The sequence below is a fragment of the Priestia koreensis genome (assembly GCF_001274935.1).
Classification (GTDB): domain Bacteria; phylum Bacillota; class Bacilli; order Bacillales; family Bacillaceae_H; genus Bacillus_AG; species Bacillus_AG koreensis.
Genome location: NZ_LILC01000023.1, coordinates 98,437 through 120,879 on the forward strand (window position 1 = coordinate 98,437; position 22,443 = coordinate 120,879).

Here is a 22,443-nt window from a genome sequence, read left to right on the forward strand (position 1 = left end):
TAATTTTCTCATAAATAGGAGGATACCTATGTCTTTCATATTAATAGAGCATAACTTAGAATGAATGATCATTTTGTATTGCGAGGAGATAACTGTAATGAAAGACGCCAAACATTTAGACAGAGAAGCAACCATCGCTGTTCTCGGATTAGGCTTTGTTGGATTGCCTCTTTCAGTCATGCTAGCGGAAAAAGGGTTCAACGTAACGGGAATTGACCTTGATCCTAGAAAACTTGCATCTATTAATAGCTTTAAAAGCTATATTGATGATATTAGTAGCGAACGATTAACAAACGTCATGAAGGCGAACCGCTTTCGCGTAACGGATGATTTTGATCGTCTTGAAGATGTTAAAAATATTATTATCTGTGTTCCCACTCCGTTGACCGCGGACAAAAATCCAGATTTAACGTTTGTAAATAGTGCTGGAGAAGAAATTCAAAAACGCTTAAAAAAAGGCCATCTTGTTGTGTTAGAAAGTTCGACGTTCCCTGGTACAACAAAAGAAGTGCTGCTTCCTATTTTAGAGAAAAGCGGCCTTAAGGCAGGATCTGACTTTTTCCTTGCTAATTCTCCTGAACGAATTGACCCAGGAAACGAAACGTATCGCGTAGACCAAATTCCAAAGGTGTTAGGTGGAATTACGACTGCTTGTGCGGAAGCGGCCTTTGACATTTACGACAAAATTTACGATAAGGTCGTTCTCGTTTCATCAGCAGAAGCAGCAGAGTTAACCAAATTACTTGAAAATACGTTTCGTTTCATTAACATCTCGTTTATTAATGAGATCGCCATGCTTTGTGAGCACTTAGGTGTTGATATTTGGGAAGTCATCGGCGCCGCCTCAACGAAACCATACGGATTTACCCCATTTTATCCCGGACCAGGAATCGGTGGTCACTGTATCCCTGTCGATCCCCTCTATTTACAGTGGAAACTAGGACAGTATTCAACTGTAAGTGAATTTATTCACCTATCGGATGAAATCAATGAACGGATGGTTCACTACATCGTTCGCTACACGAAGCAACTTTTACAGGCGGAAGGAAAAGACGCTTCCCCTAAAGTACTCGTATACGGCGTAACCTATAAAAAAGATGTCGCCGATACGCGTGATTCAAAAGCGCTTGAAATTATGGAAGAAATGAAGGCGGAAGGAATGGACGTTTATTACCATGATCCGCTCATTCCGAGCTTACGCATTCAAAACGACTTATTAACAAGCTCCTCCCTTACCGATCAGCTTCTAAGCGATATGGACGCAGTAGTTATTTTAACTGATCATTCTTCCATTCCTCTGCAACAAATCCTTGATCACTCCTCCATTATCTTTGATACGCGTAATATTACGAGAGGTCGCAGTAGTGTAGGTAAAGTGGTGAGACTTGGGGAAGGAAAAAAAATATGAACATCCTTGTAACAGGGGGAGCTGGCTTCATCGGCTCCCATTTAATTGAACGTCTTCTCTACCTTGGTCATCATGTTACAGCAGTTGATGACTTTTCAAACGGAAAAAAGGAGTATCTTCCTTCCACAAACGTTGAGCATTTCACGTTTGTGGAGGGTGATATATTAGATCGGCATTTGCTAGAGGATTTAGTAGAGGAATGCGATCTCATTTATCATTTAGCAGCGGTTCTCGGTGTAAAAAATACCGTCGAAAACCCGCTCAAGGTGATTGATGGCTGTATTTTAGGAACGAGAAACATTTTAGAAGTTGCTTATCAAAAAGGAATTAAAGTCGTGTTTGCTTCCACGTCTGAGATTTACGGAAAAAACACAAAGCTTCCCTTCACAGAAGACTCTGATCGGGTACTAGGCCCTCCGCAGACGACACGCTGGTGCTATGCAACCGCCAAATCCCTTGATGAGCATCTATGCTTTGCTTATAGTGCGCTCGGTTTACCGATTACGATTGTACGCTTTTTCAACACGTACGGACCGAGACAAACGTCCTCTCAATACGGTGGTGTGGTGCCGAAATTTATTGTTGCGGCGCTTCGCAATGAAGACCTCACTGTATACGGTGACGGTACACAAACGCGTTGTTTTACGTTCATCCATGATACCATTCACGCACTCGTGAACTGTATTGATGAAAAAGCAAATGACGAAGTAATCAACATTGGATCAAATGAAAAAATATCCATCGCTTCACTCGCTGCTCAAATTAGAAAGCTTGCCGACTCTCGTTCAGACATTGTGGAAGTCCCCTATGACGTTGCATACGGGAAAGGCTTTGAAGATATGCAGGACCGTGAGCCTAGTCTAGAAAAAGCGAAACGATTATTAGACTATGTTCCATCAATTCGCATGGAAGAAGGATTAAAAGAAACGATTAAATGGTACCGCGAACGACTTGATCCATAAAAAAACCTTGTCCATTGACAAGGTTTTTTTATGACTTTATTCTCACTACGGGCATTGTGCAGCAACGGAATGATCCACCTGACTTAATGATTTCGGTAATATCTACTTCAATGACGTGATAGCCTCTTTCACGAAGTGCTGTATTTACGCCTGGATTAACCGGTAGGCTCAATATTTTTTGCTGTCCAATTGAAAGCACGTTCGTTCCAAGCGTAAACTGTTCCTCTTGACTTACTTCAATTAAATGATAATAAGAAGCTAAAAGCTTTCGTTCTTTTTTGGATAATGCTGGTAAGAAGACAAGCGCTTCAGTTGGTGAAATAATGTTGAATACGCAGTCTAGATGGAGATACCGCTCGTTAAACGGTATTGGGATAACCGTGAACGCTGGGAGCTGTTCTTGAAGGTGAGCAATTGCATCTGAACACGTTCGGTCACTTACACCGATAAAAATACGATCTCGGTCAATGATGACGTCGCCACCTTCAATACGGTAATCTTCAAGGTTATGATAGGAATATCCATGTTCCCTAAGCCACGTCATAAGAACTTGCTCTTCACCCTGTCGAATCCCTTTCCCCATTTCAGAGATGAATAACGTGTTCCCGAGCGTAAATCCAATATCACGGGTAAAAACCTGTTCCGGGTAGCGTTCAAACGAAGGAAGCGTCAGAACCTCAATCCCTTCTTTTTGCATTGCACTTACAAAATGGCGATGCTGCTGAACTGCGACCTCTGCATCAATATTATCTTTTACATAACGACGCTGCGTTTCGTTAATGACTTCACTAATCCTCATATGATCAGGTTCACAAACAATCACTTTATGTAATGCATCGTACTCACTAAAGCACGCAATCGTTTCTTCGTTCTTTTTAATCATGCGAAACACTCCCTAAAAATTGTTCGTACAGGGAGTGTTCCCTAAAAGGCCACTCTTAAACCACGACTAGCGCTCCTTCGCTACAATTCCGTTGTGAACCTTAATGTAACCATGTCTTACAATATCAAGACCGGATTCATAGACGTATAACCCCATTTGGCGAATGTCCATCAGTTCACGATACGTATGATTCATGACGTCAGCCATTACTCGGTAATACATGCGAGACTTTAGCTGATTTCGGGGAGTTGTCATAATAACATAGCCACCAGGTCGTAAAAATCGACGGTGCATATCCATAATTTCGGGTTTGTGCTCATCCGGAACGTGCTCAAGCAGCCCGACGCTCATGACTACGTCAAACTCCCTTCCGTAAGACAAGTTGCGAATATCCTCTACCACGTATTCAATGTTTAGCTGATCTTTATACCACACCTTCAAGCCACCCGTAGCTGGGTTTCCACCTAAAAACGGATACGTACTCGGAAACTCCGCGAAGCGATGGGTTTTGCAATATTCATCATAATCAACCAAAACGACTTCGCTTCCTGGATACATCGCAGCAAGCTGCATCGCTTCGTACCCTTCTGCTGCACCTAAAAATAGAATGCGCGGCTTTTGCAGATCCAAATCTTCAAACAACGCTCGCTTTCCTCTTGGATCCCAAATGCCATCCTCTATTCGGTGCACATAATTCCACAAGGAAATCTGGACAACATCTCCAATTGCAGACTTTACTTCTTTTATTTGAAAGCGCTTTAATTTTTCTTTAAACCTCTTTTTCGATTCATCGATTGCAGTCGGCACATCCTTCACAAACCATTCGTGAAACGATTGATTGAAATATTTCCATGATTCTTTCACGGGCATCGGCTCAGAATGCTCGGCCTCCCAGTCCAAACGTGATTTGGCCATTTTTTTTACTTCATATGGCTTTCCAACGTCTTTCCATGTGAGCTGTGACCAATCACTAACCACATTTGCATTTATAAATGGTGCGACGTTCACTGGATTACGTAAATCAATGCGATAACTTGGGGTCAAATAGGTCTCTTCTATATGCTGCTCGGAAAACGGATAAATACTGGCTCCTTCTACCTTCATATACAGCTCCCCTTTACTTATACCTTTCTTTATTATGGATAAGCTCAAAACGTTCGTCAACGTATTTTTTAAATTTTCTGAACAAATACAGTAATGGATACTGTATAATGAAAAGATTCAATCTAGCAAAAGAAAGGAACATACATATGGAAATTCGAAACGATGATTTAACCGGAATAGAGATTGCGGGGCTCCTACAAGATCACTTACATAGTATGACGCTTCATTCACCTGCTGAGAGCATTCATGCGCTCGATCTTAGTCAGCTTCAGCAACCAGACATTACGTTTTGGAGTGTTTGGGAAGATGGTCATTTACTAGGATGCGGTGCTTTAAAAGAGCTAGATGCTTTTCATGGTGAAGTAAAGTCTATGAAAACGGCGAAAGAGCACGTACGAAAAGGCGTGGCAAATAAGATGCTTCACCACATTTTAGCGGAAGCAACACGACGTGGTTATACGCAATTAAGCTTAGAAACAGGCTCAATGGAAGCTTTTCTTCCAGCAAGAACTCTCTATCAAAAAGCAGGGTTTACCGAATGCGGTCCATTTAGTGATTATACACTTGACCCAAATAGCGTCTTTATGACGAAGAAATTAAAATAGAAGGAAGGCTTCATGCCGTCCTTCTATCGTATCCTCTTACGCTTTGGCCTTCTCACTAACTCAAAATGACAGCTAGGACAGCAGTGCCCTAATTCTTCTGCACACTTTTTACAAAACGTACACTCATAACTGCAAATATAAGCCTCTGTATTAATGTACAACAGCCGTTCACATTTTTCGCAGTGGCTTTTCATTTCTAACGCCAATGATGTTCCTACTTTCTTTGTTGTAAGTAAGCAAGACTTTGCTTCACGCTCGCTAATGGAGACTGCTTACAAACATCTTGCTCGACAATCCACCACTCTACCATAGATTGTGCCCCTTGTGAAAGGATTGATTCAAGATTCACTCCACCTGTTCCAAGCTCCGCAAATTCACGGTTCCCATCAGTCGTCATATCTTTTAAATGAACAAGCGGTGTTCTGCTGTCATACTTCTTCAGCCATTCTACTGGATCTTCTCCCGCATAAGTAAGCCAGTATACATCGAGCTCTGCTTTTACCCACTGCGGATTTGTTTCTTCTAAAATCGTTTGCAGCGCTGTTTTTCCATTTGAAAGAAGCTGTAGCTCAAAGTCATGGTTATGATAAGAAAGCGTAATGTCATTCTTCGCACATTTTTCTCCGGCTGTATTTAGCACCGAAATGAGCTCCTTGTAATGCTGTTCTGTGCGTTCTTCTGGCATTAAATATGGACAAACGATATGTTTGCTTCCAATTGTTACTTGCGTTTCAATTAATTCATCTATTTTTTCTTTTATGTATGAAAGTGGAACATGACTTGAAGCAGCCTTTAGCCCAAGATCATCTAGCACCTTTTTTACTTCTTGTGGCTGAAGGTCTCCATACCCCGCAAACTCAACGCCATCATACCCCATCTCGGCGACGCTTTTTAACGTTCCGATAAAATCCTTTTCTGTTTCGTTTCGTAATGTATAAAGCTGAACTGCTACTGGAATAGTATTCATCAATTTCTCCTCCTCTGTGTCTCTTACTTATTTCCCTATAAAAAGCCAAAACCCTTTCTTTTTTGAAAGGGTTTTCGTATTATTTGTGGTTATTTGTCGATTTCCATTGCGATAAGTCCTCTCCCTTTAGCGCTTGCTCAATCAATTCCGGGAGAAGCTGTGGACTACAGCCAAAACAAGGAATGCCCATACTTGCGAGTCTTCGCGCGTTTCGTTCATCGTAAGAGGGTACTCCGTCATCTGAAAGCGCAAGAAGAGAAATCACCTTAACACCGTCTTCTTTCAGCTCTTTCATTTTCCGCATCATGGCAGCTTCGTTTCCATTCTCATATAAATCCGAAATCAAAATAAAAATGGTTTTATCCGGATTTTCAATTAATGGCTTACAGTAGCCAAGTGAACGATTAATATCTGTTCCACCGCCCAGCTGAATCCCAAACAGCATGTCCACAGGATCATCCTGACATTGTTCCGTAAGGTCAACTACTTCTGTATCAAACGCGATGACGTGCGTATTGAGAGCTGGAAGGCTGGCAAAAATAGAGCCAATAATAGAAGCGTAAATAACGGAATCTGCCATTGATCCACTTTGATCAATATCAAGAATAATGGTCCAATTCGTCGATTTCCGCTCCCGCTCATAAAAATAAAAACGTTCTGGTATAACAACCTTTCGTTCACGGTCATAGTTTTTTAAATTGCGCTGAATCGTATATTTCCAGTCAATACTTTGCGCACCGCTGCCGAGAGGCGTACGCTGCTTACGGTTTAGAACGCCTTTTACCGCTTGCTGGATGTCATTTTCTAACCGACTCTTTATTTCTTCAACGACCGTTGCGATCAGTTCACGCGCCGTTTCCTTTGTTTGCTCGGGAATATGTCCCTTTAGCGCCATAAGCGTAGCGACCATTTCGATGCTTGGTGTCACGCTCTTTAGCGTTTCAGGTTCGAACAGAAGCTGTGTGAGACCTCTTTTTTCAATCGCATCCTGCTGAATGACTGAGACAATGTCAGACGGAAATAATGTTCGCACATCTCCAAGCCATTTTGACAGTTTAATCGATCGTCCAAGCTGTTGATCACCTTCATAAAGAGCGTGAAGCGCCTCGTCCATCAGTCGCTCTTCTACCGAAAGAGAAGAAGCTGTAAATCCTTGTTCGTTAAACGTACGCTCTGCTGCTTCGCCTAAAATTAACCGCCATTTCTTCATTTGTTCACTCATCATTAAAAGTCTCCAAAGTCAAAGTCATTTAAATCATCAAGCATTGATTCTTCTTCTTCTGATAACGGTGAAGCAAGGTGCTCAGCCGTTTGTAATTCATCGGTTCCCCAAAGACTACCGAGTATTTCTGCGATTTTGCTTCGATCTGATGTTGAAAATAACATAAACGCTCGGCGTAGGAATACAATAGCTCTTCGAAATTCATCCTCATCGAGCGATGAAATATAGTGATCCATCTCTTCCCATATAAAAGTCCGTGATAACAGAGCATATTTGTTTCGCATGCAAAGTCCTTCAAACCACCCCGTACCAAGATCAACTGGGATGCCGGGTGAGAGCCTCCTTGACACCTCATGTGACAGCCAGTCAGCCGTTAACCGATTTCGTTCAATCAAAATGGCGCATGCATAGCCAGAAAGCAATGCATTTAAATTATCTTGCTCTGCCACTTTTTCTAGCTTTTGATGCCACAACTCATCGTCAACCGATTCAAACTGCTCAAGCGCAATCATATGAACGCTTTGAATCGCGCCCATCATTTCATGCGCAAACTCATTGTTACACGCTGAAGATGGCACAAGTAACAGTGTGGCATGAAGAAATAGCTGCGTCATAATCGGATATAGTGGAGAAATGTCGGTTTGACGAATATCTCCGTAGCGTATGACATAACCAATATCACGAATGGCCTGTGACGTATCAACGAAATTTCCCGTATCTGTTGCTAACTCTTGAAGAACACCACGTGCTTCTTTTAGCACATGCGGCATTCCACACTGATAAGCAAGACGTACCATTTCGGCCGCTGCCGCTACGCCGTCACAAGATTTCAAACGTTCTTTGAATACAAACGCTGTCGCTAGTTCAATCGTTTCTCCTTGAAGAATTGCTTCAATTAGCTCTATTTCAACGGTCGGCGTCCATTTTATCTCCCAATTCTCTGCCCACGTGGCATCGTCTTGTGCACGCATAACGGGCTTGGCAAATTCGATATTTAAAAGCTGAAGACGATGAAAAAAGAACGATCGCTCAAGATCTAAAAAAGCCGTTTCGCGTTTTTTCGCCCGGCGATTTTCTCGTATGTCGAGCTCCATCACCTGTGCAGTTGTTGATCGATACTTTTCAAGCTTCAATCGCTTTAGCTGCCTCGAAAAATCTTCTTGGATCGATGTTTGACTAACCCCATCAGGAAGTGAACCAACCATATTACCTATCTCTATTGTTGCGCACGCATCTGCAATCACCGAAAAGTCTCCTTGTCCCATTGTCACAGTAGCCGCATCACGTAAATCCTTCAGTGTTGGAGACGGCTCAGAGCGAAAGGATGAGAGCGCATAGGCAAGGCGAACCCCCTCAATTACCTCTGCCGCAGAACGGAAGGTTCCGCTTTGTCTCAGTGCATTTGCGATGGACGATAAATAATAAATCGGAAGTTTTGTTCGATCATTTTCTTGCATGTACGTCCACATGTGATGAAAATAGGCGGGCGCTGCGTTCCCTGCACCGTATCCCGAGTAACTGGACAAGCGATAATTCGTATAGGGCATTAACGTCACGTTTGTTTTAGCTGTATCAGGTACCGAAAGTGACTCTTCTTTATATTCCTCTTTTAGCGCATCAACATGAAAAGAACCTGTTACGACAACCACTCGTTCTGGTGAATGTCCTTCCTTTAAGACACGGTTAATTTGTTTTTTCATGAACGACTCACGAATATGCGTGACGCCTTGTTCAAATGATGAATCTTCCTTCCCCACTAATTCTCGTAGATGAGTAGAGAGCAAATGAATCGAGTCTACAAATTGAGAGGAATCGACTACGTGTTCAAAGGAGCGCTCCCAAAAAGATTCATAATCATGTTCATCTGCTAGTGTAGCTAATTGATCAAACACAGATTCTTTTATCTCCCGCTCTGTAGCAGACGGTTTCCCTTTATCGAGTGCAATTGTTACGTCAGTAGGAAGATCTATGAACTCAACGTGCACACCTTCCTCAACAGCCCATTTCATTGCCTGGTACTCCGCTGAATAGTGTGCAAAGGGGTAAAGTATGGTCTGAATGGGAACTTCTTGCGTATACGCCATAATGGCAATAGGCGGCTTTGTTTTTGGGTGAACGATTTCCGGAATGAGATGTGTCGCATCTGAAGGACCTTCAATGAGCACAGCTGTTGGCTTGATCTCATTTAAATAATGCAACACATGATGAGCAGATGCCGGCGACAGATGACGTATTCCAAAAATATGTGGCATCATTTCTCGTTCAGCTCTTTACAAGCTTGATAAAGACCACGCCACTCGCTTCCTTTTTTCTTCATCACGTTCTCAATGTATTCTTTCCATACGATCTTATCTTTTTCTTCATCTTTTACGATCGCTCCTTGAAGACCAGCTGCTAGATCTTCATAGCCAATTTGCCCGCTCCCGAAGCTAGACGCAAGCGCCATACTGTTCGTTAAAAGAGAGATTGCTTCTGCCGTTGAGATTGTACCGCTTGGTGGCTTAAGCTTTTCTTTTTGATCCAATGTTCTTCCGCTTCGAAGCTCACGAAAAATAGTCACGATGCGTTCAATCGCTTCATCACTTGGAAGATCTGCTTGCAGCTGAAATTGAGTAGATAGTTCCTGAACCCGCTTTCGCACAATGTTCATTTCTGTTTCTAAATCTTGTGGAGCAGGCAAAACAAGAATGTTAAATCGTCTTTTCAGCGCCGCTGACATTGTATTGACGCCTCGATCCTTTGTGTTTGCCGTGGCAATAATCGAGAACCCTTGAGAAGCAGATAGCTCTGTACCAAGCTCAGGGATCGTTAAGCTTTTTTCTGACAGAATGGAAATTAGCGCATCTTGCACCTCAGAGGAACAGCGTGAAATCTCTTCAAAACGCGCAATGCTTCCTTCTTCCATCGCCCGGTAAATGGGACTTTTTACGAGTGCTTCCTTTGTCGGACCGTTCGCTAGAAGTAGCGCGTAGTTCCAGGCGTAGCGAACTTGTTCCTCTGTCGTTCCTGCCGTTCCTTGAATGATTTTCCTTGAATCTCCGTGAATGGCCGTTGCCAGTAGCTCAGACAGCGTGGATTTTGCCGTACCCGGTTCACCGATGAGTAACAGCGCACGATCAGTTAACAGGGTCGCAATTGCCATTTCAACGATGCGCTCGTTTCCAATGTATTTTGGCGTAATGACATGACCATCACAAACGCCTCCAGTAATAAAGGTTTTGACAGATCGAGGAGACATTTGCCACCCCGGGGGTCGAACGCCGCTATCTGCTTGTTTTAATTGTTTTAGTTCCTGCTCGTATAACTCCTCTGCCGAAAGGCGCAGTGCTTCACTCATACTTGAACTCCCTCTCTTTTCTTCATTTCATACACAACCTCTAGCATTTTATCTTTTAATTTCGGATGCTTCATTTCTTCTTGCACGACTTTTTCTAATTCACCTGCGTACGACGGGGACAGCTGAGCGAATAGCTCCAAATTGTGAACAATGGATGAGATATGAAATTTCACAGAGTCAGCATATCGATCTGTTTTTATGAGCATATCCTTCATTACATCAAATGTATGTTCATAGTTTGACTGAATAAGAGAAAGGATGACACTCACGCCTCTTTGACTCGAAAAATACGGATTTTTCTTTACCTTTGCAAGCAAGTATTGGAGATGACCTTCTTCTTCGACCGATCGGCTTAGACGATAAACAAGCTGTTCTTCATCAAGCGACTGAAAAAGAGATAACCATCGCTGATCCCATTCTAAACCGCTGTTCCGTTCATTGTTTTCCATATAATAGTAGCGATAGATGGGCTCCCATTCCTTTAAAGCGGGCACAAAATCAATACGTTCATCTAATTCTTCTAATATTACTTTTCCAACCGGATCTCTTCTCGTCTTCTTCACATAGTACTGATAGCGATCAAACACGTCTTCTTTTGTACGCCCTAACTGTAGAGATGCTTGAAATGAAAGGTCCACGAGCGTAGAACGTTGCTTGTTCGCACAGATCTGCTCAACAAACAGGAGATTTTTTTCGTCTTTCAACTCTAGTAGCATCGTTACAGCATCTCTTGCTATCCCACTAGGAACCTGCTCGTCCGCAGCAATCTCTTGAAGTAAATCTCTCATGTTCTCCTGTTCTTTTCCTTTTAATCCATACAAAAGAAGACTGAGATGACGCTTTGATTCTTTCGTTTCTCCCTCTTTGTATGTTTCGTACGCTTCCTTTACTAAACGAAACAATCCCTCGTTTAATGTTGGAGATTTACTACGTGCGACGGTATAGATAAGCCAATCGTTATCTTGTGAAGATAAGCCTTCTAAAATGACCTTTGCAGCTTTTTCACTGCTACTCTTTACTAGCGCTTCATACGCCGCTTGACGCACTTCTAATTTTTTCGCCTTCGTTTCTTCCATAATCGCATCTTCTTCGTCTGGATAATCGGCTAAAATGGAGGTAGCTGCGATCTTTACTTGGAAAGAGCCTTCGCTTAGAGCCTCACGATATAACTCTAATCCTTTTTCACGAAGTATTTCCCCAAGAACTTCTAATCGCCTTGCGTCTGATCGCTTTCCTTTTAGATCGTAGTCACCTAAAAGAAATGGAGTAATAGCTTCTCCTAGCGAAGGGAGCATATGATGAGCAACAAAGTCAGCAATATCTGGGTATGAATCATCCAAAGCTTGAAGAAGCGGCTGAACAAGACGTAAATCGTGATAAGCGTTCGCTTGAAACGCCTGTTCAATGACCTGTAAACGTCCAGATCCTTTTGACGTGAGTGCTTCAAGAAGCGGTTCAATTGTACGATATGAAAACGACGTGTCAGCTTCTATCGTTACCTCGTCTGATCGGTCTTCCCATTCACCTTCATCTCCAGTCGTTCCTTGCGTATATAAAACCGAATGCAGAAGCGAAGAGAGTGATAAAAGGCGCTCCGCACTTTCTTCGCGATCGTTCGCAAGCAACTCTGTCATTTGAGCTAGCTGCTTAAACACTGGAGCCTTCTCACCCATCTTCGTGAGGACAGCAGCAATTTTGTGTAACTTAGGATCTCCTGCAGCCAAATCACTTCCCGCCACAGCTAATCGCTTCGTTTCTTCATATAATTCATGTAAAACAGGTATCATAACAAATCCTCCCTTTAAATAGCTAAACGAATGAGTTTTTCGTTACGGATTAGACTAAGCGGCTGTGCAGTTAACTTCCCTGTCGCAAGGTCGTGTTGAAACTGAACAAGCATCATGCCGTTTTCTCTGAGCGTGGACTGAAGCAGCGAAAGAGTATTCAGTGAAGCATGTTCTCCATGTGACAGCGTAATACGTTGACCGTTTTCATCCTCAATATTCCATGTTCCATTTACGACTCCCATTTGCTTGTAATGAAGCAACGAAAGCGGGTGTTTGTTATGAAGTGGGTCTTTTAGCTGCTGCTTGACCTTTTTAATGACCATCGCAAAGTCGGTTTCAGCCATAAGCTCAAGTTTATTCCAGTCGTCTTTTTTTACTTCACGAAGCTGATAGTCATCAAAGCGGACACGAAGGTTTCCTTCCCCCGGATAAATGACTAGCTCATTTGTTTGTAAAACCGCTGAGATGCTATCTTCCGCTTTCATCATTTTCGCTGCGCGAACAGGTCGATAATTTTTTGTGTAATAAAGCTGTTTTTCGTTCAGCGACACCCATATGCCCTCATCTATGTATTCCTTCCGAGCTGGCTGAAGCCGACATGAAAATGAAAGTTGAAGTAGCTCTGCATCACGTTCGGTGCGGCTACACTCACGAAGCTCACTCAATTGCCATGCGTGACCTAACTTTTCCTCAATAGAGGTAGTTGTATCTGGATGCAAATCTTCTCTTTGTAAGCGCTCGGATAAGTGCTTTTTCCCCTTTTTACAAACTGTATAAAGAGACGTAAGCTGTGAAAATGCTTCGTTATATAAGGTTTGCTCGTCTACTTTTTCTTTCCATATGTATGTAAACTCTCGCAGTGTTTGCTGAAGTTCTTTTAAATAGTAGTTTCCAAGTTCTTTCGCGGTTTGTTCGATTTCCTTTAGAAGCTTTACATCAACTGCTGCAATACCAGACCGAGTGATACGCTGTATCAGAACGTCAAGAATATCAAGGCCCTTTTGCTGTGCCTCTAATTTCTTTTTAAGTGCTGATTTATTTATTTTGCGCGGTGTGGTTGCTTTTTCTTTTTTCGTTTCGTTTCTCTTTTCAATCTTCGCCCGTTTTTCAATCACATCTTGTGGGGGGTCTTCTTCTGGGAATGGCCCTTTTTCAAGAAACGAATAAAGTAATCCTAGCGAATGCTTGCAAGGAAATTGGCGACTCGGACACGTGCACCGAAAAACAGGGCTTTCTTCATTCATAAAGTCAGCAGACGTATAATAAGGGGTTTTCCCACTTCCTGCACACTCTCCAAACAAAAGCGTCTCATCGCTTGTTTGGGCAAGCTTTTGGAACTTCCCTTTTTTTACTAGTCCCCAGCCGTTTTTAATCGCATTTGCATTTGGAGCAAGTGAATTAATATAAGCTTCTGTTAACGATTTCATCTTTTTCTCCTCTCTTTCACTTCCAGTTTTATATAAGAATCCCTTTCTCGTTCGAAACGTATTTCAAACAAAAAAATAAATCTTTTCCATTTCATTTAAATTATACCACACAAAACAGGAACAAACGTTCTTTTTATTGAGGTAAAATTAACCATTAGAAATTTCTCCATTATGAATACTATCTTGTAGCGCTGAGCTCTCTTCAGCAAGAAAGCACACCGAAAAAGAGATGCGCTATACACCTCTTTTGCTTACCGCTTGATATAGAAATTTAGACGTAAATCAACTTGCCCATATTTCGTTAGACTCTTTTATTTTCCACTTTCCATCTTTATAATGAACTTTGCTTTCAACACCGATTGCACCTTTTCCTGATCTAAACTTAGAGGCTTGGATTAATACGCTGTTATTAAATTTAACCTCAATCTTCTCTATTTTAAGAAGCACACCGTCCAATGACATTGTATCCTGATTGTAGTATCCCTGGTCTTTTAGTTTATCCATTGTCGCATTCATGACGTCAACGTTATATTTATCTCGAAAATAGCTTAAAATCACCTTCTTATCATCTCCATTTACCTCATTAAAACTACTCATATCAATCGCTATAAATTCCATATCACTGTTTAACGATTTGTCTTCTTTCATAATGGAGTCCAGTACCACCGTGTATATTTCTCCTAAGTGGTCCTTTGGATCCTCTCCCATGTTACAAGCAACAAGAAAAGTGGCTAATACAAATAGAATTGAGATAAATTTAAACTTCAACTCAATCTCCCCCTCTTATTTATAAAACAAAAGTTTCCGACAACGATGGCCATTTCCTTTTTAAAAATTATAGCATCTGCACCTATATTTTTGTAATAAAATACCATTTAAACAAAATGCACGGTGATGGCTTATACCGATTATGGAAGGCATCTAATAATTATGATTCTACATATTCCGATGGTAGTCGATGAAGAAAAAGTCAAAAAAGGTTCAAATCATAGTTGATTTGAACCTTTCATTCACTCGTTTCATTGTTGTATTTTTGCAAAAGGGCTGCTGGCATTTTACATTAAAAATCCTTCAACCCCATGTGCTGATTTCTGCCTTTAATCACTTCAAAAATTCCGTACAGGAACAGCCCAATCGCCACAGCTACAAGCATCCACTGACCGTATGGTTCACTTGCAAGCTTCCCAATGGCTTCGTCGATCCCCATTGCTTTGTCCGTGTCTAGTGTAATGGCCGTGATGATTAAAAAGTAGCCGATAATACAAATAACGATTCCTCTTGCGCTTATGCCTATTTTTCCTGTTAGCTTTCCAATGCGAATCTCCTTTGGATTCATCTTCGCAATATTAAAGCGCTTCACAAATTTTTCTGTATATGCTACGTACAGCTCGTGAATACCTACACCGATAATAATGACACCAAGTAGACCAATCATCCATTGACCAAACGGCTCTGACAATACTTTAGCGGTCCATTTTTCTTTGGCGTCTCCCGACTTTCCGGCGTGATTAGCGATCATAAATGCTTTGCTGGCAAAACCAATATGAATAAGTCCACTAATAATATATCCGGTACGGCTCAGCCACCCTTTTACATCTTCACCTTGATTTTCGGGGTCTGTAAAGAATTCAAGAATGCGCCATATAATATAGCAAATAAGCCCAACGCCGATAACCCATAGAAGCACTTCACCGAACGGCACACTCGCCACAGAGGAGAATGCTCCTTGCGCTCCTTTCGTACTGCCTCCTATTCCAAGAGCAGCCATTAAGGTAACAATTCCAACTAATATGTATACAGCCCCTCTTGTCATAATGCCAAAACGACCAAACTTTGCTACCCAGGGCTTGACGTCTTCTTTTGTTTTTTTCGCTTGCTGCTTTGTTCTAGGCTTCATCTGCTTTCTCCATTTCATGTTTAAGTCAACTACACATAAAATTCCCCTTTTTACACATTTAAAACTTTTTCAATTCAAATGTGTGGTTTGAAAATGTTTCCGCCCTACTTTGGACATGCTACGGATAAATAAGACAATTGGACAAAGGAGGATTTTTCATGAAGAAAGGGTTGATTACGCTTTTTCTATCAGTGATATTAGCGAGCGGTACGACGTGTGTTTACGGCGCAACAACAGCTAACGAACCAACAAAAACCTTGACGCTGGTCATTGATGACTTTGGCAACAATATGCGTGGAACAGATGAGATGTTAAAATTGCCTACGACCCTTACCGTTGCCATTATGCCCTTTTTAGCTACAACGGCGCAAGATGCCAACAAAGCACATCAGTATGGACATGAAGTAATCATTCATCTCCCAATGGAACCTGTGAAGGGGAAAAAGAGCTGGCTTGGCCCTGGAGCGATTACAACTGACTTAAGCGATAAGGAAATTAAGCGCCGAGTTGAAAAAGCCATTGAGACGGTTCCGCATGCAGTAGGAATGAATCAGCACATGGGTTCCAAAGCAACCGCAGATGAACGGGTGATGCGTATTGTGTTAGAAGCATGTAAGCGCCATGGGTTGTTTTACCTTGATAGTCGAACAACGGGAAAAAGCGTCATCCCTAAGCTTGCAAAGGAGATCGGCGTTCCTTATTTAGAAAACGAATTGTTTTTAGATGATATTTTCACAGCCGAGCACATCGTTCGAAAAGCGAATACAATTGCTCAACGATTGGATTATGATCAGCAAGTAATTGCGATTGGTCATGTAGGAATTACGGGTCCAACCGTAGCAAGTGTCTTAAAAAGATATATTCCTGTGTTTAAGGAGCATAAAGCAGAAATGGTTCCATTATCAAGTTTGATACCAGAATACAACATGCTTAAAAGACCTCTTCCTTAACCATATTCTCAATAAGAAGGGCTTCACACCGTTGCGTGAAGCCCTTCTTATTAATAGCGTTGAATTTCAAAAACATCCTCTAATCGCTCACTTAAATACTGATGCGCATCCGCTACTCCCTTATTATAAAAGTGAGGAGCTAGCTTGTTGCTAATAAAATCAAGGATAAGTCGCGCTGCTAAATCACCTAGTTCTTCATCGCGCTCCTCTAGAAAATACGCCTTAATACTAGCAATCATCTCTGCTTCTTGTTGCGGAGACAATTCAAATTTCTTCGTCATCTTCTTTCCTCCCCATAAATAAAGACGAGGATCGTTTTCCTCGTCTTTTATATTAGCGGTTTACTTTTGCGTAAGCTACAATTCCTTCTTCATCATCTAATTGTAAGTCTAATCCTGCTGAAAATGGATCTACGCCCTGCTCTGTATCAAGCCAAAAACGGAGCGCTTCAATCATATTCGCCGTGATTAAGACAATTTTACGATCGTTGATGTACATTTCAGCGGAAAAGCCGTAGTCGTCATCATACATCAGTTCCACTTCAACGTCATGTGGAGAAACCTCACGCTTGTGAGCAGCGTGAAGACAAATGGCATCCACGATTTCTTGCTCAGATATTTTTATCGTCTCCATGAACGAGCTTCCTCTTCTTTACGCTTGTTGCGGAAATACGTGAAGATCCCACGAATAATGCTAATTACAACGACGATTGCAAGGATATTAAGCATTAGGCCTAAGAATGCACCAAATCCACCCATGTTACCAAGCAAGCCGCCTAGTAGTAGACCAGCGATTCCGCCAAACAGCATCCCTCTCATAAATCCGCCTGTTTTAGATTTTGTTGCAGCACTCTTATTTGTTACCGAGTTGTTCTTTTTAGAAGGTGTAGACTTTTTGAACAGTGATGGTCCGTTGTTACTACTGTTACCTCCGAACGAACGTTTTCCTGATTTGTAGCCTTTTGCACTTGCTACATGATCTTCGTGAGGCGTAATGAACGACCCTACTGGTGTGACGGCGAACAAAAAGGTTGCACTAATTAAAACAGCCATGAATTTTTTTAACATTAATCTCTTTTCCTCCTTGATGGGACTACCATCGATGTTTCTAATATTTTTCCTACCTTTTTATACGGACGACTTCCGAAAAGGTTTCAAAAAAATATTTTTTCTTTTGTTTGTTTCAAAAAGAGCTGCTATGCCGTTGAAACATAAGCCTTTGCGTCTAGTTTACCCTTTTTTAGCCCTCAAAAACAGCAATACGCATGAAAGAAGCGAACCGCACGGGCAGTTCGCTTCTTTAACAATCATTTTATCGAATTTGTCCATTACCGCTCATTAAATACTTGATCGTCGTAAGCGCAGGTAATCCCATTGGGCCACGTGCATGAAGTTTCTGAGTTGAAATCCCAATTTCTGCTCCAAACCCTAGCGCACCACCGTCTGTAAAGCGCGTAGATGCATTGTGATAAACGGCTGCTGCATCAACAAGTGACATGAATTTTTGTGCCGTTTGCTTATTTTCGGTAATAATTGCTTCTGAATGCTTTGTACCGTATTGATCAATATGATCAATCGCCTCGTTTTCGTCGCTTACTACTTTAATTGCAATATCGAGACTTAAATATTCCTCTGCCCAATCGGTTTCTGTCGCAAGCATCGCTCCAGGAATAGCCTCCACAACCGTTTCATCACCGTGAACGCCAATGTTATGCTCGTTTAACGTTCGAATGAGCTCTTGTTTATGCTGCTCAAACCACTTCTGGTGAACGAGAAGCGTTTCCGCCGCGTTACAAACCGCTGGTCGATCTGTTTTCGCATTCACAAGAATAGCAAGTGCTTTTTGCACGTCAGCGTCTGCATCCACATACAAGTGACAGTTTCCTACCCCGGTTTCTAATACAGGAACCGTCGCATTATTCACAACGGCATTAATAAGCGCACCACCACCGCGCGGAATTAATACGTCTACGTGTTCCTTCATCGTAAACAGAGCTTCCGTTGCTGCACGATCGGTGCTTTCAATGAACTGAACCGCTTCTTTTGGAATGATGGTTTTCTCTAGTGCCTCATGCATCACATCAACAATTGCTTTATTTGATGAAATCGCAGAAGATCCACCTTTTAAAATAATGGCGTTTCCTGATTTTAGCGCGAGTCCGGTTGCATCTACCGTCACGTTCGGACGTGCTTCATAAATCATCCCAATTACACCGAGCGGTACACGTACTTCAGATACGTGAAGGCCGTTTTCAAGCGTCCAATCAGAAAGTACGTCCCCGACCGGATCTTTTAATTGAGCTACCTCACGTAATCCTTTCGCGAAGTCATAGACACGCTCCTTAGACAATGCCAGACGATCCATAAACGCTTCTTCAAAGCCATTTTTACGTCCGTTCTCTAAATCAACTTCATTGGCGTTTAAAATATCCTGATAGCGATCCTCAAGCGCATCTGCTAGCGTCAGAAGCACGTCATTCTTTTCTTCCGTCGTTAACATACCCAATACCTTTGCCGCTTTTTTTGCTGCTACTGCTTGGTCTTCTACCATTTGTTTGACATTCTTTGTCAACATCGAATAACCTCCTGTTTGATTTCAACCGTTCTTCAATAAAAACATTTACTTATCTGTTGCTTATGTTTATACGCCAACTGGGATGGCAATTTCTAAATGACAGACGAAACCATCCTTTTCAATAATCCGCTGAAGCTCCTCACCGCTGTTAGAGGCTTTTATTTCCTCTGATGAATAGTTCACGATTCCAAGTCCGATTTCCTGTTCGTCTGCGTCTAATAAACGAACGACCGATCCGCGCTGAAAGTAGCCCATTACATGCTCGACTCCATCTGAATGAAGACACTTGCTATGCTCAATCATTCCGTCTTTGGCAAAATTGCTAACCACGATCTCGCCCTCTGGACCTGAGTTAAAGGCAATCCATTGCTTCTTCTGGTCTAGGTTTGCGCTATCGTCGGTTGGTGTAAAGTACGTTCCTTTTGCCTTGCTATGAATGGAGTCATAGATAATGTTGGTGATTCCAGCTTTCCCTAAAAAGGCGGGAATACCGGACGCCATCGTGATTTTAAAAGCATCAAGCTTCGAGCGCATTCCACCTGTCCCAACAGCACTTGCTGAGTCACCTGCACCTGCTTCAATTTCTGGTGTGATTTCTTCAACGTTTTCGAGCAGTTTTGCATGCGGATTTGTATGGGGGTTATCATCATAAAGACCATCAATGTCTGATAGGATGACGAGCTGATTCGCGTTCACTAATCCAGCGACCTTTGCAGACAGCGTGTCGTTGTCTCCAAATTTAAGACGGTCGATCGTGACGGTATCATTTTCGTTAATAATAGGTACAATTCCTCGTTCTAGCAAGACATTGATCGTATTACGAACATTGTTGTAGCGCTTCTCATCTGAAAAATCATCTCTCGTAATTAAAATTTGAGAAGCTACGTAACCATGTGAAAGGAATAGCTCTGAATATGCCTCAACTAGCAATCCTTGACCAATGGAAGCTGCAGCTTGTTTTTCTGGAAGGGAGCTTGGTCGCTCCAGACATCCTAACTTCCGATATCCTGCTGCTACTGCTCCAGATGAAACAAGTAAAACTTCGTGTCCGTCATCTTTTAAATGAACAACTTCATCGACAAGTCGCTCTAACTTCTTTCGGCTAATTTCACCGTGCATACTCGTTAGTGAACTACTTCCAATCTTAATTACAACCCGCTTTCTCATGGTGTCGGGGGCCATCTAATCACTCCTGTTTTTTCAATATTTCGATTATTCAACTTACCATTTTACCCATGTGCACAAGGGTTAAAACCCTTATGCATGAACTTTTTCTAATTGCTTACTAATTTCTTTTGAACGAGAAGAGGCTCCTTTTACTGCAGCCATAATCGCCCTTCCACCACCATTTTCAGCTAGCGCATCTAGTCCTGCTGCTGTTGTTCCGTTCGGTGACGTCACGTTCTCACGTAGCTCTGAGGGAGTTTCATCACGATTCATGATCATTTTAGCTGCACCGAGAATCGTCTGAGCTCCAATTTGACGAGCAAGCTCTGGTGGCATACCTTCTTCAGCAGCCGCTTTTTCAATGTGCTCCATCAAATAGTAAAAATACGCGGGGCCACTTCCGGCAATCCCTGTAAAAATGTCCATTTTTTCTTCTTCAATCACATACACTTCACCGATGCAAGACAGCAATTCTTTTGCTGTTAGCACATGATCCATTCCTACATGTTGACCAGTTGAAATAGCCGTAGCAGATTCCTGCATCATGCTAGAAGTGTTCGGCATCACGCGAATAATCGGCTGATTGTCATGCAAGCGGAATTCCATAAACTCTGTTGAAATACCCGCGAGTACAGACATAACCAACTGATTAGGGTTTATTTTATCTTTTAAATCAGCAAGAACAGCATCTGCATCTTTCGGTTTCATGGCTAAGATGAATACATCTACGTCTTCGTACACCAATTCATCTCTTGAAATAGCTGTAATGCCGTATTTCTCTCGTAATTCTGTTAATCGATCTTCATTGCTTTTGTTTGTTGCAATAATGTGATGAGGAGATAATTTCTTTGCACTAACCATGCCGGAAATCATTGCTTCCGCCATCGATCCTGCGCCTAAAAATGCAACTTTTTGTTCGTTTAACATTAAATCGCTCCCCTATAATTTTCTTTGTGCTCATATGATTTGTTCGTGTTTCTGTTCGTGTTTTTTCAACGCCTTTAATACTAACACGAGGAGAAATGATGTCAAGGAAAGTCCTTCCTGACAAGTTGTTGTAAGCGATAACATCCGAAAAATAAAATGTTCAACAATCTTTAGAGCGACAGGGGATACCCAAGTATTCCATGAAAAAATAAAAAAAATGCTCGACAAATTGCAACAAGCGGTGAAATCTAGACGATTTCACCGCTTGTTTGACCGACCTCAGTTATAATCTTTTTCTTTTCATTACGTACAGTATCCGGAGCGATTGTGTCTAGCACAACGAAAGCCCTACCTCTCTTTCGTCCTTACGGCTCCGAAGCCGTGCCAGTATGAACCAGACTTGTGCATCGCTTCCTTACTGCATAAGTCATTTAAGCTTTCTGTTAAATGGATAAATGAATGGAATCATTCTATGCGAAGTAACAAAACGAAGATGAAAGTAACGCATGGGAGAAAAATAAAATGAATGTGGTCCCCTTTGTCTGCTGATCTCCTTACGATCTTGAAAAACAGAGAGCATCCCTTCTCTCTGTGCCGCAGATTTCCTCAGTAATTTATCAACAGGTACATAATCATACGATAATTAATTTAATAAGTCAACCCTTTTATGACTCTTTTTCTTCTTTTTTTCGACTTTCTTTTCGAAACATTTGATAGTAGAAAAAGGCTAAGCATCCAACTCCGGTTAAGAAGCAAATATCTCTCATAATATCCATTGACCAAACCTACCTTTTCTATTAATTGATGTTTTAATAAATTGTTGTGCCTGTTACAGTAAGTAGTTTGCTCAATAGAGGAAAAATAATACTTTTTTAGCATGATTTTTTCTTCTGCAACATTCTTTCTCTCAAAGAGACGAATAAATAATGAAAGCCATGACGATGAGTTGTCATGGCTCTTTTCTTATGAATAAGCGTTATATTCAACTTTAATTTGAGGTAACTCACGTACTTCTTGTTTCATCCCACTGTTGCATAACGGACAACTTCTGTCCACCGTCGCAAATTCCTCACGCATCCAGCCGTTACAAGAGTCTGCTTCACAGGCGTATACAACCGTATTTTCAATAATTGGAGCTGGTTCTTCGATTCCTTTTTTCGCAAAGTACATGAGCATGTCTCCTTTTTTTACAGTAGTATGCATCATGACCTTACCTTTTATTCCTG

General features: G+C 41.8%; 22 protein-coding genes. 4 read left to right on the plus strand and 18 right to left on the minus strand.

Annotated features, from left to right (window positions below; all coding sequences use genetic code 11):
- The first annotated feature begins 97 nt into the window (after window positions 1-97).
- Window positions 98-1,408, plus strand: coding sequence for a nucleotide sugar dehydrogenase (locus tag AMD01_RS16650; protein WP_053402576.1), 1,311 nt, complete (start codon window positions 98-100; stop codon window positions 1,406-1,408).
- Window positions 1,405-2,370 carry an NAD-dependent epimerase/dehydratase family protein gene (locus AMD01_RS16655; RefSeq protein ID WP_053402577.1) on the plus strand — a complete coding sequence of 322 codons (966 nt, stop codon included), beginning with the start codon at window positions 1,405-1,407 and terminating at the stop codon, window positions 2,368-2,370. The genes AMD01_RS16650 and AMD01_RS16655 overlap by 4 nt, the downstream gene beginning before the upstream one ends.
- A gap of 28 nt (window positions 2,371-2,398) precedes the next feature.
- Here AMD01_RS16655 and AMD01_RS16660 read toward each other — a convergent pair whose 3' ends face one another.
- Both AMD01_RS16660 and AMD01_RS16665 read right to left on the minus strand, forming a co-directional pair.
- Window positions 2,399-3,253 (minus strand): dimethylarginine dimethylaminohydrolase family protein, encoded by an 855-nt coding sequence (locus AMD01_RS16660; RefSeq protein ID WP_053402578.1) that lies wholly within the window; start codon window positions 3,251-3,253, stop codon window positions 2,399-2,401.
- A gap of 66 nt (window positions 3,254-3,319) precedes the next feature.
- Window positions 3,320-4,357: a class I SAM-dependent methyltransferase gene (locus tag AMD01_RS16665; protein WP_053402579.1), complete on the minus strand. Its 1,038-nt coding sequence runs from the start codon at window positions 4,355-4,357 to the stop codon at window positions 3,320-3,322.
- A gap of 146 nt (window positions 4,358-4,503) precedes the next feature.
- Between AMD01_RS16665 and AMD01_RS16670 the strand changes: the two genes are divergently transcribed.
- Window positions 4,504-4,962, plus strand: coding sequence for a GNAT family N-acetyltransferase (locus AMD01_RS16670; protein ID WP_053402580.1), 459 nt, complete (start codon window positions 4,504-4,506; stop codon window positions 4,960-4,962).
- Window positions 4,963-4,985: 23 nt separating this feature from the next.
- On the opposite strand, the gene AMD01_RS23690 is transcribed toward AMD01_RS16670, so the two are convergent.
- From AMD01_RS23690 to AMD01_RS16710, 9 genes are all read right to left on the minus strand, one after another.
- Window positions 4,986-5,168 carry a DUF1272 domain-containing protein gene (locus AMD01_RS23690; protein ID WP_083446591.1) on the minus strand — a complete coding sequence of 61 codons (183 nt, stop codon included), beginning with the start codon at window positions 5,166-5,168 and terminating at the stop codon, window positions 4,986-4,988.
- Window positions 5,169-5,176: 8 nt separating this feature from the next.
- Window positions 5,177-5,929, minus strand: a complete 753-nt coding sequence (locus tag AMD01_RS16675; RefSeq protein WP_053402581.1) for a sugar phosphate isomerase/epimerase family protein — start codon at window positions 5,927-5,929, stop codon at window positions 5,177-5,179.
- A 79-nt stretch (window positions 5,930-6,008) separates the two neighbouring features.
- The gene (locus AMD01_RS16680; protein WP_053402869.1) at window positions 6,009-7,151 is read right to left on the minus strand and encodes a VWA domain-containing protein; all 1,143 of its coding nucleotides are present in this window, start codon (window positions 7,149-7,151) and stop codon (window positions 6,009-6,011) included.
- 2 nt (window positions 7,152-7,153) lie between these two features.
- Entirely contained in the window at window positions 7,154-9,406 is a 2,253-nt protein-coding gene (locus tag AMD01_RS16685; RefSeq protein WP_053402582.1) for a DUF5682 family protein, read from the minus strand.
- Complete coding sequence (locus AMD01_RS16690; protein WP_053402583.1) at window positions 9,403-10,488, minus strand: ATP-binding protein; 1,086 nt, start codon at window positions 10,486-10,488, stop codon at window positions 9,403-9,405. The genes AMD01_RS16685 and AMD01_RS16690 overlap by 4 nt, the downstream gene beginning before the upstream one ends.
- Window positions 10,485-12,275, minus strand: a complete 1,791-nt coding sequence (locus AMD01_RS16695; RefSeq protein ID WP_053402584.1) for a HEAT repeat domain-containing protein — start codon at window positions 12,273-12,275, stop codon at window positions 10,485-10,487. The genes AMD01_RS16690 and AMD01_RS16695 overlap by 4 nt, the downstream gene beginning before the upstream one ends.
- Before the next feature lie 14 nt (window positions 12,276-12,289).
- On the minus strand, window positions 12,290-13,702 hold the full coding sequence (locus AMD01_RS16700) for an SWIM zinc finger family protein (protein WP_053402585.1): 1,413 nt from the start codon (window positions 13,700-13,702) through the stop codon (window positions 12,290-12,292).
- Between the two features lie 282 nt (window positions 13,703-13,984).
- On the minus strand, window positions 13,985-14,470 hold the full coding sequence (locus tag AMD01_RS16705) for a hypothetical protein (RefSeq protein WP_053402586.1): 486 nt from the start codon (window positions 14,468-14,470) through the stop codon (window positions 13,985-13,987).
- 292 nt (window positions 14,471-14,762) lie between these two features.
- Window positions 14,763-15,599, minus strand: coding sequence for a DUF1206 domain-containing protein (locus AMD01_RS16710; protein ID WP_053402587.1), 837 nt, complete (start codon window positions 15,597-15,599; stop codon window positions 14,763-14,765).
- Between the two features lie 158 nt (window positions 15,600-15,757).
- Here AMD01_RS16710 and AMD01_RS16715 point away from each other — a divergent pair, with 158 nt between their 5' ends.
- On the plus strand, window positions 15,758-16,549 hold the full coding sequence (locus AMD01_RS16715) for a divergent polysaccharide deacetylase family protein (RefSeq protein ID WP_053402588.1): 792 nt from the start codon (window positions 15,758-15,760) through the stop codon (window positions 16,547-16,549).
- 50 nt (window positions 16,550-16,599) lie between these two features.
- Here AMD01_RS16715 and AMD01_RS16720 read toward each other — a convergent pair whose 3' ends face one another.
- The 7 genes from AMD01_RS16720 to AMD01_RS16750 all read right to left on the minus strand — a co-directional run bounded on the left by AMD01_RS16720 (window position 16,600) and on the right by AMD01_RS16750 (window position 22,387).
- On the minus strand, window positions 16,600-16,830 hold the full coding sequence (locus AMD01_RS16720; protein ID WP_053402589.1) for a DUF2164 domain-containing protein: 231 nt from the start codon (window positions 16,828-16,830) through the stop codon (window positions 16,600-16,602).
- A gap of 52 nt (window positions 16,831-16,882) precedes the next feature.
- Window positions 16,883-17,182 (minus strand): YxcD family protein, encoded by a 300-nt coding sequence (locus tag AMD01_RS16725; RefSeq protein ID WP_053402590.1) that lies wholly within the window; start codon window positions 17,180-17,182, stop codon window positions 16,883-16,885.
- Complete coding sequence (locus AMD01_RS16730; protein WP_053402591.1) at window positions 17,170-17,616, minus strand: hypothetical protein; 447 nt, start codon at window positions 17,614-17,616, stop codon at window positions 17,170-17,172. Before AMD01_RS16730 ends, AMD01_RS16725 begins: the two co-directional genes overlap by 13 nt.
- Window positions 17,617-17,860: 244 nt before the next feature.
- A complete protein-coding gene (locus AMD01_RS16735) occupies window positions 17,861-19,123 on the minus strand; it encodes a glutamate-5-semialdehyde dehydrogenase (RefSeq protein WP_053402592.1) in 1,263 nt (420 codons plus the stop codon).
- A gap of 66 nt (window positions 19,124-19,189) precedes the next feature.
- The gene (gene proB / locus AMD01_RS16740; protein WP_053402593.1) at window positions 19,190-20,305 is read right to left on the minus strand and encodes a glutamate 5-kinase; all 1,116 of its coding nucleotides are present in this window, start codon (window positions 20,303-20,305) and stop codon (window positions 19,190-19,192) included.
- Window positions 20,306-20,380: 75 nt separating this feature from the next.
- On the minus strand, window positions 20,381-21,217 hold the full coding sequence (gene proC / locus AMD01_RS16745) for a pyrroline-5-carboxylate reductase (RefSeq protein ID WP_053402594.1): 837 nt from the start codon (window positions 21,215-21,217) through the stop codon (window positions 20,381-20,383).
- 963 nt (window positions 21,218-22,180) lie between these two features.
- A complete protein-coding gene (locus AMD01_RS16750) occupies window positions 22,181-22,387 on the minus strand; it encodes a cold-inducible protein YdjO-related protein (protein WP_053402595.1) in 207 nt (68 codons plus the stop codon).
- Window positions 22,388-22,443: the final 56 nt, after the last annotated feature.